Here is a 16,550-nt window from a genome sequence, read left to right on the forward strand (position 1 = left end):
AATAAGGAGGCCACCGTGCAGATTCCACTTGTCACGCTTCGACAGATCGAGCGTGAGCGGGAGATCCCGTTCGACGAGCTGGTGGAGATCATCGAGCAGGCGGTGCAGTCCGCCTATCTGCGCCACGCCGAGAATCAGAACATCACCGTGCCCCGGGCGGAGGATGTGCGCGCGACCCTCGATCGCAAGACCGGCGACATCTCCGTGCTCGTGCCCGAGCTCGACGAGGACGGCCAGGTCATCGGCGAGGCCTACGTCACGACCGACGAGTTCGGCCGCATCGCCGCGAGCGCGGCCAAGCAGGTCATCGGCCAGCGCCTCCGCGATCTCTCGGACGACGCGGTGCTCCTCGCCTTCAAGGAGAAGGAGGGGCAGATCGTCTCCGGTGTCGTGCAGCAGGGCCCGAACCCGCGCATGATCCACGTGTCGCTCGGCGACGTCGAGGCGATCCTGCCTCCCGAGGAGCAGGCTCCCGGCGAGGAGTACCCGCACGGCGCCCGCATCCGCGTCTACGTCACGAGCGTCTCCAAGGGGCTCAAGGGCACCCAGGTCGTCGTGTCGCGCACCCACCCCGGACTCGTCCGCAAGCTCTTCGAACTCGAGGTCCCCGAGCTGGCCTCCGGTCTGGTCGAGATCGTGTCGCTCGCCCGCGAAGCCGGGCACCGCACCAAGGTCGCGGTCCGCGCGATGCAGCCCGGTATCAACGCCAAGGGCACCTGCATCGGCGAGATGGGGCGCCGCGTGCGTGCCGTCATGAGCGAGCTCGGCGAAGAGAAGATCGACATCGTCGACTACTCGCCCGAGCTGCCCGCGTTCGTCGCGAACGCGCTGTCGCCGGCGAAGGTGACCGACGTGTTCATGCTGAACGAGTCGCTCAAGCAGGTGCGCGCGCTGGTGCCCGACTTCCAGCTGTCGCTCGCGATCGGCAAGGAAGGGCAGAACGCCCGTCTCGCCGCGAAGCTGACGGGCGCGAAGATCGACATCCAGCCCGATTCGATCATGAACGACTGAGACCGATCCGCGGAAGAGGCGCCGCCGGCCCCGTGGTCGGCGGCGTTTCCTCCGCCCCGGCGCGCAACGCGCCGGGGAAGACGCGCAAGAGGGAAGCTGGTAAGATGGTTGCGGTTCGGACCTGTGTTGCGTGCCGCCAGCGTGCGGAACGTGCAGAGTTGCTCCGAGTCGTGCTGCGCGGGGGTCGGCTCATGGTCGATGAGCGCGCGGTGCTTCCCGGGCGCGGTGCGTGGGTGCATCCCACGCGCAGGTGTCTCGAACTCGCGGTGTCGCGCGGATCATTCGCGCGTGCACTCAGGGCATCGGGGAAACCCGATGCCAGCCCCTTAGAGAACAGGCTGAAAACACTCATGGACAACTAATGAGCGGCTCACGATGAGGCCCGTCCGATAATCATGGTTCTCGCCTGTCTGGCGTGAACCCAGACAGGAGAAAAGTGGCAAACCCACGCGTACACGAGATCGCTGCAGAGCTCGGTGTCGATAGCAAGGTCGTCCTGGCCAAGCTGAAGGATATGGGCGAGTTCGTCAAGGCGTCCTCGTCCAGCGTCGCGCCCCCGGTGGCGCGCAAGGTCAAGGCCGCCCTCGAGGCGGACGGCGTCGCCAAGCCCGGCGCCGAAGGCGCTGCTCCGGCTGCGGCGAAGCCCGCCCCGAAGAAGCCCGCTGCGGGCCCGCGTCCCGGCCCGGCGAAGCCCGCCGCGCCCGCGAAGCCCGAGCCGGCTCCGGCGGCACCCGCCGCTGCTGAGCCCGCGGCTCCCGCCGCGCCCTCGAAGCCCGCGGCTCCGGCCGCTCCGGCTGCCGAGAAGCCCGCCGCGGCCCCGAAGCCCGGCGGCCCCAAGCCCGCTGCGGCTCCCAAGCCCGGTGCTCCGAAGCCCGCAGGCCCGCGTCCGGGCAACAACCCGTTCGCGAGCAGCCAGGGCATGGGCATTCCGCGTCCGCCGCGTCCGGGGAACAACCCGTTCGCGGCCAACCAGGGCATGGGTCGCAACCGTCCCAACCCCGGCAACATCCCCCGGCCCGCTCCGCGCCCCCAGGGCGGCGGCGCTGGCGCCGGTCGTCCCGGCGGCCCCGGTCGCCCGGGCGGTCCCGGTCGTCCCGGCGGCGGTGGCGGTTTCAACCGTCCCGGTGGTGGCGGCGCACCCGGTGCGGGCGGCGGTTTCGCCGGCCCGCGTCCCGGTGGCGGTTTCGCCGGTCGTGGCCGTGGCGGCCGCGGTGCCGGTACCGCCGGTGCGTTCGGTCGTGGCGGCTCCAAGAGCAAGGCACGCAAGTCGAAGCGGGCGAAGCGCGCTGAATTCGAGATGCGCGAAGCGCCCTCGATCGGCGGCGTCCAGGTTCCCCGCGGCAACGGTTCGACCCCGATCCGTCTGCGCCGCGGCGCATCGCTGAGCGATTTCGCGGACAAGATCAACACGAGCGCCTCGAACCTCGTCACCATCCTCTTCCACCTGGGCGAGATGGCGACGGCGACGGAGTCGCTCGACGAGGCGACGTTCGAGATCCTGGGCGACGAGCTGGGCTACAAGATCCAGATCGTCTCGCCGGAGGACGAGGACCGCGAGCTGCTCGAGGGCTTCGATATCGATATCGAGGCGGAGCTCGAAGAAGAGGGCGACGACGTCCTGCAGGCGCGGCCCCCGGTGGTCACCGTCATGGGTCACGTCGATCACGGTAAGACCCGACTGCTCGACGCGATCCGCAAGGCGAACGTGGGCGGCGGCGAGGCCGGCGGCATCACCCAGCACATCGGTGCGTACCAGGTGCACACCGAGCACGACGGCGTCGATCGCGCGCTGACCTTCATCGATACCCCGGGTCACGAGGCGTTCACCGCCATGCGTGCCCGTGGTGCGCAGGTCACCGACATCGCGATCCTCGTGGTCGCGGCCGACGACGGCATCATGCCCCAGACGATCGAGGCGCTGAACCACGCGCAGTCGGCCGGCGTGCCGATCGTGGTCGCCGTCAACAAGGTCGACAAGGAGGGCGCGAACCCCGAGAAGGTGCGCCAGCAGCTCACCGAGTTCGGTCTGGTCTCCGAGGAGTGGGGCGGCGACGTCATGTTCCGCGACGTCTCGGCGAAGAACGGCACCGGCATCAACGAACTGCTCGACGCGGTCCTGCTGACCGCCGACGCCGGTCTCGACCTGCGCGCGAACCCCGACAAGGACGCGCGCGGCGTGGCCATCGAGGCGAAGCTCGACAAGGGCCGCGGCTCGGTCGCGACCGTCCTCATCCAGTCGGGCACCCTGCGCGTCGGCGACGCGATCGTCGCGGGCACGGCCTACGGCCGCGTCCGTGCGATGCACGACGAGAACGGCGAGACCGTGCTCGAGGCGCTGCCGTCGCGTCCGGTGCAGGTGCAGGGTCTGTCTTCGGTGCCCCGCGCCGGCGACAACTTCATCGTCACCGGCGATGACCGAACCGCTCGCCAGATCGCCGAGAAGCGCGAGGCCGTGGAGCGCAACGCCCAGCTGGCGAAGGCGCGCAAGCGTCTCAGCCTGGAGGAGTTCACCAAGGCCCTCGAGGATGGCAAGGTCGAGTCCCTCAACCTGATCATCAAGGGCGATGTCGCCGGTGCCGTCGAGGCACTGGAGGAGTCGCTCATGAAGATCGAGGTCGACGATTCGGTCCAGCTGCGCATCCTGCACCGCGGCGTGGGCGCGATCACCGCGTCCGACGTGGACCTGGCGACGATCGACAACGCGATCGTCATCGGCTTCAACGTGCGTCCCGACGTCAAGGCCCGCGAACGCGCTGCGCGCGAGGGCATCGACATCCGGTTCTACAACGTCATCTACAACGCGCTCGACGACATCGAGGCCTCGCTCAAGGGCATGCTCAAGCCCGAGTACGAAGAGGTCCAGTCGGGTGTGGCGGAGATCCGCGAGGTGTTCCGCTCGTCGAAGTTCGGCAACATCGCCGGTGTCATCGTCCGCAGCGGTACCATCACGCGCAACGCCAAGGCGCGCGTGATCCGCGAGGGCGTCGTGATCGCCGACGGTCTGGCCATCGAGTCGCTGCGTCGCTTCAAGGACGACGTGACCGAGGTCAAGACCGACTTCGAGGCCGGTATCGGTCTGGGTAAGTACAACGACATCCAGATCGGCGACGAGATCGAGACCACCGAGATGGTGGAGAAGGCGCGCGACTAGTCGCTCGATCCGAACGGGTGCGGCCCGGGAGCTTCGGCTCCCGGGCCGCACCCGTTTCTGCGTGTCGTCAGGATCCGATGCGCGACCGATCGAAGCGTCGTCCGAGCGGCTTCGGCGACAGGAGCGTGAACACGAGCACGATGATGCCGCCGAACGGGACGAAGCCGAGGAACCAGAAACCGCCGGACAGGTTGGCGTCGTGCAGGCGCCGCCAGGTGATCGAGAGTGTGGGGACGATCGCGGCGAGGTTGCAGAGGACGAGCGCCGACAGCCCGATGATGAAGAGCGTGAACCCGAGCGGGTGCGACTCGAACTCGATGGCCCCGTTCGACGTGGAGGTCGTCCCATCGGAATACTGGCGCAGCGTCTGGGCGTCCCAGTCGGTCGACAGGAAGAGGCCGGAGTAGAGCAGGACCAGGCAGGCGAGCGATACGAGCGCGACGAAGAGCCGGGAGTACCAGAACTCGCTGCGCGATGCCCGACCCGAGAACCTGGCGTACCCGACGAGGAAGCGTCGGATCGCCTGAGGGAAGGTCGCCCCGTAAAGCGGTCGGCTCGGATCGCGCGGGTCCGCGGCCCCGTCGAACGGTTCGCCGGGCCCGGGAAGGGGGAAGCCGGTTCCCGGGGGCACGGGCGCGTGGGGGAGGTCGGAAGAGGGGTCGTGGCTCATGCCGGCAGTCTATGAGTACTGGTTCCGTGGGCGGTAGGCTGGGGGTATGGCAAATCCCAGGGCTGGCAAGGTAGCGGAGCGGATCCAGCAGATCATCGCTCGACGTCTCGAGAAGGGGCTGCGCGACCCGCGGCTCGGCTTCGTGACGATCACCGATGTGCGCGTCACGGGCGACCTGCAGCACGCGAGCATCTTCTACACCGTGTACGGCAGCGAGGACGAGCAGAAGGACTCCGCGGCGGCGCTCAAGGCTGCGACGGGAATGCTGCGCAGCGAGGTCGGCCGCCAGCTCGGCACGCGTCTCACGCCGACGCTCGAGTTCATCCACGACGAGTTGCCCGAGACCGCCGAGCACCTCTCGGTGCTGCTCGCGGAGGCGAAGCAGCGCGACGAGGCCGCGCAGGCGCTCGCGGCGAACGCCCAGTACGCCGGCGAGGCGGACCCGTACTCGAAGCCGCAGGCCGAGGAGGCCGACGACTCCGATGACGAGGACGACGAGCTCGAAGCGCTCGACGAAGAGGTGGACGACGACTTCGACGACGAGGACCTCGACGACACCGACGAGGATCTCGACGACGAGCCCGAGGCGGCCCCCGCGTCCCGCTGATCCCGGGTCAGCGCTTCCGCAGGTCTTCGGCGAGCATCACGATGATGCCGCTGGGGCCGCGCACGTAGCTGAGCTTGTAGACGCCCTGGTAGTCGGCGACGCCCCGCAACGGGCGGCAGCCGTGCCGGGCGGCGATGGCAAGTGCAGCGTCGATGTCGTCGACCGAGAACGCGACCCGGTGCATGCCGATCTCGTTCGGGAGCGTCGGCTCGGTCTCGATGGCGTCCGGATGCAGATATTCGAATAGTTCGATGCGGCCGTGCCCGTCGGGTGTCTGCAGCATCGCGATGCGTGCGTGGTTGCCGTCCAGGCCGACGGCGGTGTCGGCCCATTCGCCGCTGACCTCGTCGCGCCCCAGCACGGTGAGGCCGAGGTCGACGAAGAAGGCGATGGCCGCCTCGAGGTCGCGCACGGCGATGCCGACGTTCTCCAGTCTGATGCTCATGCCGGGCATGCTAGTCCGGTCCGCGGCCGCGGGCCAGACCGCTGGGCCGCGCGCGGTTCAGGGTAACCGGATCCGGTCGTCCTCCGCGACGACGAGGCCGTCGGCCAGGAGCGTCGAGAGTGCGCGCTCGGCCTGTTCGGCCGAGCCCGGGCCGTCGCCGGCCCGGCCCGCATCGGCCCCATCGCCGCGGGCGGCGGCGAGGGCCTCGTCGCGGGGGATCGAGCCGTGCTCCGCGCGGAGCGCCGCGAGGACCCGGCCACGGGCCTGACGGTCGCTGCCCTCGAAGCGGGCCTGCTTGGGGCGTTTGCTCGGGGCGTTGTCCGGGTAGCCGGCCCCGCGCCACTCGCACCAGGATGCGATGGGGCAGGCGTCGCAGCGCGGCGCGCGCGCCGTGCAGACGATGGCGCCGAGCTCCATCGCTGCGGCGTTGAACGCCTGCGCGGAGTCCTCGCCCGCGGGCAGCAACCGCTCCATATCGTCGAGATCCTGGGGCGACGGCATGCCCGCAGCGGCCCGGCCGTGCACCGCGCGGGCGAGCACGCGCCGGGTGTTGGTGTCGACGACGGGGTGCCGGTCGCCGAACGCGAAGGCGGCGACGGCGCGCGCCGTGTAGGGGCCGATGCCGGTGAGCGAGAGCAGCGTCTCGACATCGCGCGGGACCTCCCCGTCGTGCTCGGCGACGATCTGCTGCGCCGCGCGATGCAGCCAGAGCGCGCGCCGCGGGTAGCCGAGCCGATCCCAGGCGCGGAGCGCCTCGCCCGGTTCGGCGGAGGCGAGCGCAGCCGGCGTGGGCCAGCGCTCCATCCAGTCGAGGTACCGGGGCAGCACCCGATCGACCTGGGTCTGCTGCAGCATGAACTCCGACACGAGGACGGCCCAGGGCGATGCGTCGGGATCGCGCCAGGGCAGCTCGCGTGCAGCGCCGGAGAACCACTCGATCAGGGCCGGGGCGATACCCGTGGCCTGCATGACCTCGGGATCGGGGCGAGTCGGCACTCCACCAGTCTAGGAGACACCGAAGCGGCCGGGCGCGGGCCGAGGAGGAGCGGCCGAGGATCGTGTCCCCAAAAGGGGGGTCATTTTGCTGTGAACCCGCCAAATGGTCTCAGGCAACTGCTTGGGTACTGCGGGGGACCGCCCGCGGAATCGGCGCGAGCGGCCTCGATGACTCACACACGAATTGGGGAGAATATGGGGAATCGGACTTTCGGATCGGGCAAGCTGCCCGGGCGGGCGCGCAGCGGCGCCACTCGCGGCGCACTGGTCTTCACCGTCGGACTCGCGACGGTCGCTGCGGGGGCCGTGCTGCCCGTGTCCGCCGCGAACGCGGCAGCGGACACCATCACGGTCACGAGCCTCGGGCTCACCGGCAACGCCGGTGCGGGCAACTGCGCGGCGACGGCGGGCGGAAGCGACTGCACACTGCGGGGCGCGCTCGAGATCGCGAACGCGTCGACCAACCCGGACGGCGTGAAGATCGACTTCGCTCCGTCGCTCGCCGGGACCGGGCAGATCGCCTTCCCCGGCACGGTCACCGCGGCGAACAGCATGTCGACCTCGGTGCTCAATCCCGGCTCCGAGAACACCGCGAACGGAGCCCGCTACGTCGTCGATGCGAAGGTCCCCGTCTCGATCGACTTCACCAATCTCGACGGGATCGAGGACCAGGACGGTTCCCACCTCGCGGGCATCTACGTGAAATCCGACGACGTCACCCTGGCGAACCTCAAGAACATGCGCGCCGCCGAGTCCGGCATCGCCGTGCGCGGCAGCGGCACCGTCATCGACGGTGTGCGCCTCGAGGATCCGACTTCGCCGGTGCAGGAGGTCGGCGTGCTGCTGCTCGACGGCGCTTCCGACACGAGGATCGTCGACACCACCGTCTACAGCCCGTATTGGGGCAGCGTGGTGGTCGACAACAAGGCCACCGTCACGAACACCGTGATCGACGGCCTCGTGAGCCGCGGCGTCGAGAACTGGGGCCACCTCATGTTCGAGGACGACTCGGTGGTGAACGGCTTCTCGGTCGCGAACAGCACGCTCGGTGCGCTCGAGGAGACCTCGCCCTCGCACGGCCTCTTCATCAACCCGGGCGTCGTCGCCTCGGGCGTGAAGCTCGTCGACTCGACCTTCCAGTCGCCGGGCAAGGAAGGCATCCACTTCTACGGCGCCGGCCAGAAGCTCACCGGAACCGAGATCACCGGCACGAAGTTCGTCGGGACCGACGCGAAGAACCTCGGTCGCGTCGTCTCGGACAACACGGCGGAGTTCGCCGGGCTCGACTTCACGGACAACCGCGTCGATTACGCGGGCGGCGCGGTCTTCCGCGGTTCGGTGTCGAACGCGCGCATCGATGACAACACCGTGACGAACAGCGTCGATCTCGGAGCCGCCGCGCTGCAGCTCGGCCGCACGCTCGACGGAGTGAGCGTCAGCGGCAACCACTTCGAGCACCTCTACACCCTCGACACGATCCGCGTCGAAGGCACTTCGGCGAAGAACGTGTCCATCTCGGGGAACACGCTCAAGAACCTGTACGCCTCGGTGTCGCGCTCGGCGATTCGCATCGACGCCCCCGGCAGCGGCAACGTCGTCGACGGCAACACGCTGACGCAGAAGAACGACGACCCGTTCATGCGCCCCGACTCGTTCAACCACTGGGCGATCTACAACTCGGCGAACGCGACGGCGAACGACGCGAGCGTCGGCTGGGCGGTCACGAACAACTCGATCGACGGCTTCGGCTGGGACTACATCGGCAACCGCGAGGGCGGATCGCAGGCCCCGATCGTGCACAACGCGCGCGGCAAGCTGCTCGTCACGGGCAACACCTTCGGCGAGCACACGCGCGGCAGCCTCACCACCGACGTGGAGCACAGCGGCTACTGGTTCCTCTGGAACGTGGGCGACACAGTGAGCAACAACACGGTGCAGACCTACCGCGCCGACCAGGTCTCGATCGACGGCGACGCCGATGAGGTCACCTTCACCGCCACGAAGCCGGCGCAGAACCTGATCGGGAACAACGACGCGACCGCGCCGGTGACGCTGCACGTCTACTGGACCGCAGACAACCACGCCGAGGTGTACCTCGGCAAGGTCGAGGACGTCAGCCCCGGTGACCGCGTGACGCTCCCGGCGAAGGGCAACACCGGCGGCCACATCCGTTTGCAGACCGTCGACGCGAACGGCAACACCTCGCAGTACTCGTCGATCGACCCGAACGCCGAGAGCTCGATTCCCTCGGCTCCGAAGGTGACCGGTACGGAGAGCACCTCTGCGACCGGCACCGGCACGGCCGGCGGAACCTTCACGGTGCGTGACGAGTCGGGCGCCCAGGTCGCGACCGGCCCCATCGACGACTCGGGCAACTGGTCGGCGACGGGGCTCAAGTGCGGCACCGAGTACACCGTCGTGCAGTCGGTCGACGGTATCGAGAGCCGTGAGACGACGTTCAAGACGGTGGCCTGCCCGACCGGCAGCAACGCCTCGGCGAACGGCACCAGCTCGGCCGACGGCGCGGACGGGACCAGCAACGCCGGAGGCAGCAACGCCAACGGCACGAGCACTGCCACGGGCGCGAACGGCACGAGCACCGCGAACGGCACGAGCACCGCGAACGGCGCGAACACGAACGCTGCCGCCGACGGCACCTCGGCGAACGGCACCGCCTCGGGCACGGCCGGGCAGAGCGACGCCAAGGGCGACGGCTCGCTTCCGACCACCGGTAGCGGCGATCTCGGTGGTCTCGCGATCGGTGCGCTGGCGCTGCTGGCGCTCGGCGGAGGCGCGCTGCTGATTGCGCGACGTCGCCGGGCATAACCGGTTCCCCGCGCGCTCGCGCAGGACAGGGCGGCGGTCTCCTCGGAGGCTGCCGCCCTCGTCTGCGGAGGGCGCGCCGGTCGGCCGGATAGGCTGTACGGCGATGCACGCCGAGAACGCGGGGGCGGCCCCGCAGAAGACTGAAGCCCCCAACGGGATCCTGCTGGTCGACAAGGCCGAGACCTGGACCAGCCACGATGCCGTCGCGAAGACCCGACGCGCGCTCGGCCTCAAGAAGGTCGGGCACGCGGGCACCCTCGACCCGATGGCGACGGGGCTGCTCGTGCTCGGTGCGGGACCGGCGACCCGCCTGCTCACGCACCTGGTCGGGCTCGACAAGGTCTACGTCACCACGATCCGCCTCGGGATCGCGACCGTCAGCGACGACCGCGAGAGCGAAGCGATCGGGACCGCGGACCCTGCCGCCATCGCGGCGCTCGCACGGGATCCGGAGCGGATCCGCGCAGCCGCGGCCGAGCTCACCGGTGCGATCGAGCAGTCGCCCAGCGCGGTGAGTGCGATCAAGGTCGACGGACGCCGCGCCTACGACCGGGTGCGCGCCGGCGAGACCGTCGAGCTCAAGAAGCGCCCGGTCACCGTGCACCGCTTCGAGCTGGGGGAGCCCCGCACCGCCACGGGCGCGAACGGCGAAGCCGTGATCGACGTCGACGCGGTGGTGGAGTGCTCGTCGGGCACCTACGTCCGCGCGCTCGCCAGGGACCTCGGCGCGGCTCTCGGCGTCGGCGGCCACCTCACCGCGCTCCGCCGCACCGAAGTCGGCCCCTTCTCGGTCTCCGACGCGGTGAGCACCGAGCGGCTGGCGGCGGGGAATCCCGGCCCGCTCCTCACCCCGACCGAGGTCGCCGCACGGCTCTTCCCGGTGCTCCGGCTCACCGCCGAGCAGACCGTCGACCTCGGCAACGGCAAGCGGCTCGAGGTCGAGGCGCCCGACGCGAAGCTCGTCGCCGCCGTCGCGCCCGACGACCGCCTCGTCGGCCTCATCGAGGTCAAGCGCGGACGCACCCGCGTCGTCACCAACTTCCCCGTGCCCGTCGAGGGGAGCAGCGCGGCATGATCCTCTGGTTCACGATCCTGCAGATGGTCGTCGCGTTCGCGGGCGCGGCGACCTGCCTCGTGGTGTTCCTGCGCAAGAGCGCGCCCAACGACTACGTGCTCGGCGCCACCCTGCTCGCCGGAGTGCTGCTGCTCGCGCAGATGGTCGTCGCGATCATCGCGCCGGCGACGGGCAACGCGCCCGTCGGCGACCCGCTCGAGTTCTGGCTCTACCTGATCGTCGCCCTCGCGCTGCCGTTCGCGGCGGGCTTCTGGGCGCTCGTCGACCGCAGCCGCACCGCGAACCTGGTGCTCGCCGTCGTGCTCATCTCGGTCGCCGTGATGACCTACCGCATGCAGGTCATCTGGGGGTGACCTGCGCGGAGGAACCGTGTCCGACCGGCGGATACACTGGAAGCCGTGCCAGATTCCCAGACCCGTGACGCCCTCGCTCCAGCCGACTCCACCGAGAAGCTGCGCGGCGCGGGCCGCGTGCTCATCGCGGTGTACCTCGTGCTCGCGATCGCGGCGACGTTCCGATCGGTCTACCAGATCATCTCGAAGTTCGACGAGGCGCCCGTCGCCTACAGTCTCTCGGCGCTCGCCGGGATCGTCTACATCGTGGCCTCCATCGCGCTGATCAAGCGCCGCGGCGCGTGGCGCACGGTCGCCTGGATCGCGATCGGGTTCGAGCTCCTCGGCGTCCTCGTCGTGGGCGTGCTCAGCTTCGCCGTGCCGCAGTGGTTCGCCCATCCCTCCGTGTGGTCGTGGTTCGGCGCCGGCTACCTCTTCATCCCGCTCGCGCTCCCCGTGCTCGGCCTCGTGTGGCTGTCGCGCTCGGCGCGTTCCGCCCGGAACGGAGCACGGCATGCGGCGCATTGAATCGCTCGACGCCCTGCCCGAGGGCGGGCTGCCCCGCGGGAGCACCGTCGCGATCGGCAAGTTCGACGGGGTCCACCTCGGGCACCAGGCGATCCTGCGCCGGCTCGCCGCCGCTGCGGAGGCCGACGGCAGCGAGTCCGTCGTGTTCACCTTCCGCAGCAACCCGCTGAGCCTGCTGCGCCCCGACGCCTGCCCGCAGCCGGTCATGAGCGCCGAGCAGCGACTGGAAGCCATCGCCGAGACCGGGGTCACGACCTGCGTGATGGTCGACTTCGACGGCGCGCTCGCCGCCGTGCCCGCCGAGGACTTCGTCCGGGACATCCTGGTCGGTCGCCTCGGCGCGAGCCGCATCGTGGTCGGCGAGGACTTCCGCTTCGGCCACCGGGGACTCGGCGACGTGGCGCTGCTGCGCGAGCTGGCTCCCGAACTCGGATTCACGGTGGAGCTCATGGGATCGATCGACGATCCCGAGCTCGGCCGTATTTCTTCGTCGCGTGTGCGCGAGGCCGTCACCGAGGGCGACGTCGAGCGCGCCGGCCGGCTGCTCGGGCGCCCCGTCGCGGTGCGCGGCGAAGTGGTGCACGGCGACGCGCGCGGACGCGAACTCGGGTTCCCCACCGCGAACCTCGGCGGCACCGTCGAAGGCCTCGTGCCCGCCGACGGCGTGTACGCCGGGTGGGTGACCGTGAACGGCGAGACCCACCCGACCGCTATCTCGGTCGGGAACAATCCGACGTTCACGCCGCACGGGCAGTCGCGCGTCGAAGCGTTCCTGCTCGACTTCTCGGGCGATCTCTACGGCGCGACGATCGAGGTGCGCTTCATCGCGCGGATCCGCGGCATGGTCGCGTTCACCGGGATCGAAGCGCTGATCGAGCGGATGTGCGAAGACGTCGCCGAGACGCGCCGGATCCTGCACCTGGCCGATCCCTCCGCCTGATAGAATCGCTGCGAGACCATCGATCCGGGTCGCGCCGCCGTGCCACGCACGACGTCAGGCCGACTCCCGAAGGCTCTCGCGCACCGGGCACCGGTTCCCGGCCGCGCACCCCGCCGACCAGGAGACCCATGGCATCCACGACTGCCACGCGCCCGGCCCAGACACGGTCCAACCGTAAGCGCCACACTCAGAACGAGGGCATCATCCCGCTGCTCGCCCGCGCCGTCCGCGAGGTCGAGGCCTCCGCGCAGCGCGGCAAGGCGACACCGGCCAACCGCACCAAGTTCCACGTCATCGCGCTGCTCATGCGCGAGGAGCGCGCTCGGATCAAGACCGAGGAGGGCGTGGCCGAGAGCGAGCGCGCCGAGACGCTGAAGCGCCTCGACGGCATCGCCGGGATCCTCGCGAAGACCGCGGCCCGCGACACGAGCCTCATCACCCTGCTCGAGCCCGCTGCTCCCATCACCGAGGCGACCCGCGCGCTGAAGCGCAAGATGCTCATGCAGGCCGGTATCGAGCTCCCCGAGGAGGCGCCGGCGCCCGAACCGCGCGCCGCGATCGTGCCGCCCGAGCTGGCCGAGCGCCAGGTTGAGCCCGCCGGCATCGAGGCGCGCATGCGCGCCAACCCCTTCCTCGCGCCCGACCTCGAGCCCGCTCAGGGCCCGACCCCCGTCGTGCGTCTCGCGAACTGGGAGCTCCTCAGCCCCCTGCTGAAGTCGTTCGAGCAGGGCGGCGGCGGTTCCGCGTGCATGGCGCTGCCCGAGCCTCCCGTGCCCGACCGGCTCGCGCCCCGCGGCCTCGAGCTCATGCCGCACCAGGCCCGCCTGCTGGCGAGCGTGCGCGACGGCCACCGCAGCTTCCTGCTCGCCGACGAGCCCGGCCTCGGCAAGACCGCGCAGTCGGTGCTCGCGGCCTCGGTGGCGGGCGCCTATCCGCTGCTCGTCGTCGTGCCGAACGTCGTCAAGATGAACTGGGCCCGTGAGGCCCAGCGCTGGACCCCGCAGCGCCGCGTCACCGTGATCCACGGCGACGGACAGGACATCGACGCGTTCGCCGACATCTTCGTCGTGAACTACGAGATCCTCGACCGCCACCTGAGCTGGATCTCGCGGTTCGGCTTCGAGGGCATGGTGGTCGACGAGGCGCACATGATCAAGAACGTGCAGTCGCAGCGTTCGCGCAACGTGCTCGCGATCGCCGACCGGATCCGCGAGCGCGTGGCGAACCCGCTGCTCATCGCGCTCACGGGTACCCCGCTCATCAACGACATCGACGACTTCCGCGCCATCTGGCGCTTCCTCGGCTGGACCGACGCCGAGAAACCGGGCCGCGAGCTCATGGCCGCGCTCGAGGCCAACGGCTACACGCCCGCCGACGCCGGGTTCTACCCGGCGGCACGGCAGAGCGTCGTCGACCTCGGCATCGTGCGACGACGCAAGCTCGACGTCGCGGCCGACCTGCCCGCGAAACGCGTCGTCGACCTGCCCGTCGAGCTCGACGACGACCTCGGCCGCGGAATCCGCGAGGCCGAGCGCCAGCTCGCCGCGAAGCTCTACGACCGTTTCTCCGCCATGAAGAACGGCAAGCTCGGCGAGAAGCTCTCCGACGAGGCGCTCGTGCGCATGGTCTGCGCGCAGGAGCTCGAGGAATCGAACTCGTCCGCCGACGGTACGAACGTGTTCACCATGGTCCGGCAGATCGGCCAGGCCAAGGCCGGGCTCGCCGCAGACTACGCGGCGCAGCTCGCGCGCTCGGTCGGCAAGGTCGTGTTCTTCGCGAAGCACATCGACGTGATGGACCGCGCCGAGGCCGCGTTCGCCGAGCGGGGGCTCACCACGATCTCGATCCGCGGTGACCAGACTGCGACCGCCCGCCAGGAGCAGATCGACGCTTTCAACCAGGACCCCGATGTCGCCATCGCGGTCTGCTCGCTCACTGCGGCCGGCGTCGGCGTCAACCTGCAGGCCGCGTCCGACGTGGTGCTGGCCGAGCTCAGCTGGACCGATGCCGAGCAGACGCAGGCGATCGACCGCGTGCATCGCATCGGCCAGGAGGAGCCCGTCACCGCGTGGCGGATCGTGGCCGCGCAGACCATCGACGCCAAGATCGCCGAGCTCATCGACCGCAAGGCCGGCCTCGCCGCCCGCGCGCTCGACGGCGCCGAGGCGAAGCACGAGGACGAGGACTCGGTGCAGCTCGCCGCGCTCATGCAGGTGCTGAACGAGGCCATCGCCGCTCACGAGTAACCCTTCCGCGCTAGCATCGGAACCAGGTCCGGGGATCCCGGCCCGATTCCGCGCACCGCTGCATCGAGCCGCCCGTACCCATGGGCAACTATCGGTGCAACAGTGAGGATGCGGCATGCGCATTGGAGTTCTCGTCTCGGGCGGCGACTGCCCGGGACTCAACGCGGCGATCCGCGGGGCCGTGCTCCGCGGGGTCGACGTGCTCGGTTTCGAGATGATCGGCTTCATGGACGGCTGGCGCGGCGTCATCGAGGGGGAGTGGATCCCGCTCGACCGCGCCGCGGTGCGAGGGATCTCGCCGCTCGGCGGCACGATCCTCGGCACGAGCCGGGTGAGTCCGCTCACCCCGGAGGTCGGCGTCGAGGGGATCCGGGCGAAACTCGCCGAGTACGACGTCGACGGCCTGATCACGATCGGTGGCAACGGGACCCAGACGGTCGCGCGCATCCTCTCGGACGCGGGAATCCCGGCCATCGGCCTGCCGAAGACCATCGACAACGACCTCGCCGGGACCGACTACACCTTCGGCTTCGATACCGCGGTCTCGATCGCGACGGAGGCGATCGACCGGCTGCGCACCACGGGCGAATCGCATCGGCGGTGCATGGTGCTCGAGGTCATGGGCCGCGATGCGGGCTGGATCGCGCTGCACGCGGGCATGGCCGGCGGCGCGCAGGTGATCCTGCTGCCCGAGTACTCCGAATCGCTCGATCAGGTGTGCGCCTGGGTCGAGAGCGTGCGCGACCGCGATCGGGCGCCGCTCGTGGTCGTCGCCGAGGGGTTCAAGCTCGAGGGGATGGAGCACGAGGTGACTCGTGCCGGACTCGACGGCTTCGGTCGTCCCCGGCTCGGCGGCATCGGCGAGGTGCTGGCCCCGCTCATCGAGGAGCGCACCGGCATGGAGTCGCGTGCGACCGTGCTCGGACACATCCAGCGCGGCGGTGTTCCGACGGCGTTCGACCGGGTGCTCGCCACCCGCGCCGGCATCGCAGCGGCGGACGCCGCGGCGGCGGGCGAGTGGGGCACCATGGCGGCGTTGCACGGCACGCGCCTCGAGATGGTGCCGCTCGCGGAGGCGGTCGGGCGCCTCAACACGGTGCCCGAAGACCGCTACGAAGAGGTGCGCCGCCTGTTCGGCTAGCGCGTGCGTCGAAGCGGCGGAGGGGATGAGCGAGCGCTCGACCCCTCCGCCGCTCCGTATCAGGCCTGCGCGGCGGCCGCGAGGCGCTGCTGCACCTCGGGGAGCGACGGGTTCGTCGCGGTGCTGCCGTCGGGGAACACCACGGTCGGCACGACCGCGTTGCCGCCGTTGACCGCCTTGACGAGCTCCTCGGTGCCCGGGGTCTGCTCGATGTCGACGATCTCGTAGCCGATGCCCGTGCGGTCGAGCATGGTCTTGAGCCGTTTGCAGTACCCGCACCACTCGGTCGAGAACATCGTGATCGTTCCCGCTTCGGGGACGAACTCCTGTTGCATGATTGCCTCCGTTCGGTGCAACGATACGCGGCCCGGCCGCATTCCGCGCGGTTCCTCCAGCGGGGACGGCCCGGGTGAACGGGCGGGGAACACGCGGGGAACGACCTCGGAATGCGCGGAAAACCGCGCGTGACTTGACCCGCCGGAATCGAGGTGGAACGATGATTCACGCGCGCGCAAAGGCGGGGTGCGGGGCGCGATCCGCCTCCACCGAGAACTGCTCCGGGCGTAGACCGAATCCGCCTCG

General features: G+C 70.2%; 15 protein-coding genes. 11 read left to right on the top strand and 4 right to left on the bottom strand.

The window, feature by feature from the left end:
- Positions 1-15 precede the first annotated feature (15 nt).
- The 3 genes from nusA (at position 16) to infB (ending at position 4,162) form a co-directional block, all read left to right on the top strand.
- Positions 16-1,011 (top strand): transcription termination factor NusA, encoded by a 996-nt coding sequence (gene nusA, locus BMH31_RS01035; RefSeq protein WP_046453787.1) that lies wholly within the window; start codon positions 16-18, stop codon positions 1,009-1,011.
- 104 nt (positions 1,012-1,115) lie between these two features.
- Positions 1,116-1,373 carry a YlxR family protein gene (locus tag BMH31_RS01040; RefSeq protein WP_084820823.1) on the top strand — a complete coding sequence of 86 codons (258 nt, stop codon included), beginning with the start codon at positions 1,116-1,118 and terminating at the stop codon, positions 1,371-1,373.
- Positions 1,374-1,447: 74 nt separating this feature from the next.
- Positions 1,448-4,162: a translation initiation factor IF-2 gene (infB, locus tag BMH31_RS01045; protein ID WP_099723504.1), complete on the top strand. Its 2,715-nt coding sequence runs from the start codon at positions 1,448-1,450 to the stop codon at positions 4,160-4,162.
- Between the two features lie 67 nt (positions 4,163-4,229).
- Here the strand turns inward: infB and BMH31_RS01050 are convergent, their stop codons facing one another.
- Positions 4,230-4,832 (bottom strand): DUF805 domain-containing protein, encoded by a 603-nt coding sequence (locus BMH31_RS01050; RefSeq protein WP_099723505.1) that lies wholly within the window; start codon positions 4,830-4,832, stop codon positions 4,230-4,232.
- A 46-nt stretch (positions 4,833-4,878) separates the two neighbouring features.
- On the opposite strand from BMH31_RS01050, the gene rbfA reads away from it, so the two are divergent.
- Positions 4,879-5,439 carry a 30S ribosome-binding factor RbfA gene (rbfA, locus tag BMH31_RS01055; RefSeq protein ID WP_099723506.1) on the top strand — a complete coding sequence of 187 codons (561 nt, stop codon included), beginning with the start codon at positions 4,879-4,881 and terminating at the stop codon, positions 5,437-5,439.
- A 7-nt stretch (positions 5,440-5,446) separates the two neighbouring features.
- Here rbfA and BMH31_RS01060 read toward each other — a convergent pair whose 3' ends face one another.
- Together BMH31_RS01060 and BMH31_RS01065 are read right to left on the bottom strand one after the other, a co-directional pair.
- The gene (locus BMH31_RS01060; RefSeq protein WP_199068244.1) at positions 5,447-5,884 is read right to left on the bottom strand and encodes a VOC family protein; all 438 of its coding nucleotides are present in this window, start codon (positions 5,882-5,884) and stop codon (positions 5,447-5,449) included.
- 57 nt (positions 5,885-5,941) lie between these two features.
- The gene (locus tag BMH31_RS01065; RefSeq protein ID WP_099723629.1) at positions 5,942-6,853 is read right to left on the bottom strand and encodes an A/G-specific adenine glycosylase; all 912 of its coding nucleotides are present in this window, start codon (positions 6,851-6,853) and stop codon (positions 5,942-5,944) included.
- Positions 6,854-7,075: 222 nt separating this feature from the next.
- Here BMH31_RS01065 and BMH31_RS01070 point away from each other — a divergent pair, with 222 nt between their 5' ends.
- The 7 genes from BMH31_RS01070 (at position 7,076) to BMH31_RS01100 (ending at position 15,968) form a co-directional block, all read left to right on the top strand.
- On the top strand, positions 7,076-9,706 hold the full coding sequence (locus tag BMH31_RS01070) for an LPXTG cell wall anchor domain-containing protein (RefSeq protein ID WP_099723508.1): 2,631 nt from the start codon (positions 7,076-7,078) through the stop codon (positions 9,704-9,706).
- 103 nt (positions 9,707-9,809) lie between these two features.
- On the top strand, positions 9,810-10,781 hold the full coding sequence (truB, locus tag BMH31_RS01075; protein WP_099723509.1) for a tRNA pseudouridine(55) synthase TruB: 972 nt from the start codon (positions 9,810-9,812) through the stop codon (positions 10,779-10,781).
- Positions 10,778-11,134 (top strand): hypothetical protein, encoded by a 357-nt coding sequence (locus BMH31_RS01080; protein WP_099723510.1) that lies wholly within the window; start codon positions 10,778-10,780, stop codon positions 11,132-11,134. Before truB ends, BMH31_RS01080 begins: the two co-directional genes overlap by 4 nt.
- A gap of 99 nt (positions 11,135-11,233) precedes the next feature.
- A complete protein-coding gene (locus BMH31_RS01085; RefSeq protein WP_168187895.1) occupies positions 11,234-11,641 on the top strand; it encodes a hypothetical protein in 408 nt (135 codons plus the stop codon).
- Positions 11,628-12,581 (top strand): bifunctional riboflavin kinase/FAD synthetase, encoded by a 954-nt coding sequence (locus BMH31_RS01090; RefSeq protein WP_099723511.1) that lies wholly within the window; start codon positions 11,628-11,630, stop codon positions 12,579-12,581. Before BMH31_RS01085 ends, BMH31_RS01090 begins: the two co-directional genes overlap by 14 nt.
- A gap of 128 nt (positions 12,582-12,709) precedes the next feature.
- Positions 12,710-14,827, top strand: coding sequence for a DEAD/DEAH box helicase (locus tag BMH31_RS01095; RefSeq protein ID WP_099723512.1), 2,118 nt, complete (start codon positions 12,710-12,712; stop codon positions 14,825-14,827).
- A gap of 115 nt (positions 14,828-14,942) precedes the next feature.
- Positions 14,943-15,968 (top strand): ATP-dependent 6-phosphofructokinase, encoded by a 1,026-nt coding sequence (locus BMH31_RS01100; protein ID WP_099723513.1) that lies wholly within the window; start codon positions 14,943-14,945, stop codon positions 15,966-15,968.
- Positions 15,969-16,027: 59 nt separating this feature from the next.
- Here the strand turns inward: BMH31_RS01100 and BMH31_RS01105 are convergent, their stop codons facing one another.
- A complete protein-coding gene (locus BMH31_RS01105; RefSeq protein ID WP_099723514.1) occupies positions 16,028-16,303 on the bottom strand; it encodes a mycoredoxin in 276 nt (91 codons plus the stop codon).
- Positions 16,304-16,550 lie beyond the last annotated feature (247 nt).

This window comes from Leucobacter sp. OLIS6, from assembly GCF_002752355.1.
GTDB lineage: Bacteria > Actinomycetota > Actinomycetes > Actinomycetales > Microbacteriaceae > Leucobacter.

Excerpts from the sequence above, each read along its gene's own strand:
- BMH31_RS01040 (WP_084820823.1), top strand. The coding sequence starts at position 1,116 with ATGGTTGCGGTTCGGACCTGTGTTGCGTGCCGCCAGCGTGCGGAACGT.
- BMH31_RS01050 (WP_099723505.1), bottom strand. The coding sequence starts at position 4,832 with ATGAGCCACGACCCCTCTTCCGACCTCCCCCACGCGCCCGTGCCCCCG.
- rbfA (WP_099723506.1), top strand. The coding sequence starts at position 4,879 with ATGGCAAATCCCAGGGCTGGCAAGGTAGCGGAGCGGATCCAGCAGATC.
- BMH31_RS01060 (WP_199068244.1), bottom strand. The coding sequence starts at position 5,884 with ATGAGCATCAGACTGGAGAACGTCGGCATCGCCGTGCGCGACCTCGAG.
- BMH31_RS01065 (WP_099723629.1), bottom strand. The coding sequence starts at position 6,853 with ATGCAGGCCACGGGTATCGCCCCGGCCCTGATCGAGTGGTTCTCCGGC.
- BMH31_RS01070 (WP_099723508.1), top strand. The coding sequence starts at position 7,076 with ATGGGGAATCGGACTTTCGGATCGGGCAAGCTGCCCGGGCGGGCGCGC.
- truB (WP_099723509.1), top strand. The coding sequence starts at position 9,810 with ATGCACGCCGAGAACGCGGGGGCGGCCCCGCAGAAGACTGAAGCCCCC.
- BMH31_RS01080 (WP_099723510.1), top strand. The coding sequence starts at position 10,778 with ATGATCCTCTGGTTCACGATCCTGCAGATGGTCGTCGCGTTCGCGGGC.
- BMH31_RS01090 (WP_099723511.1), top strand. The coding sequence starts at position 11,628 with ATGCGGCGCATTGAATCGCTCGACGCCCTGCCCGAGGGCGGGCTGCCC.
- BMH31_RS01095 (WP_099723512.1), top strand. The coding sequence starts at position 12,710 with ATGGCATCCACGACTGCCACGCGCCCGGCCCAGACACGGTCCAACCGT.
- BMH31_RS01100 (WP_099723513.1), top strand. The coding sequence starts at position 14,943 with ATGCGCATTGGAGTTCTCGTCTCGGGCGGCGACTGCCCGGGACTCAAC.
- BMH31_RS01105 (WP_099723514.1), bottom strand. The coding sequence starts at position 16,303 with ATGCAACAGGAGTTCGTCCCCGAAGCGGGAACGATCACGATGTTCTCG.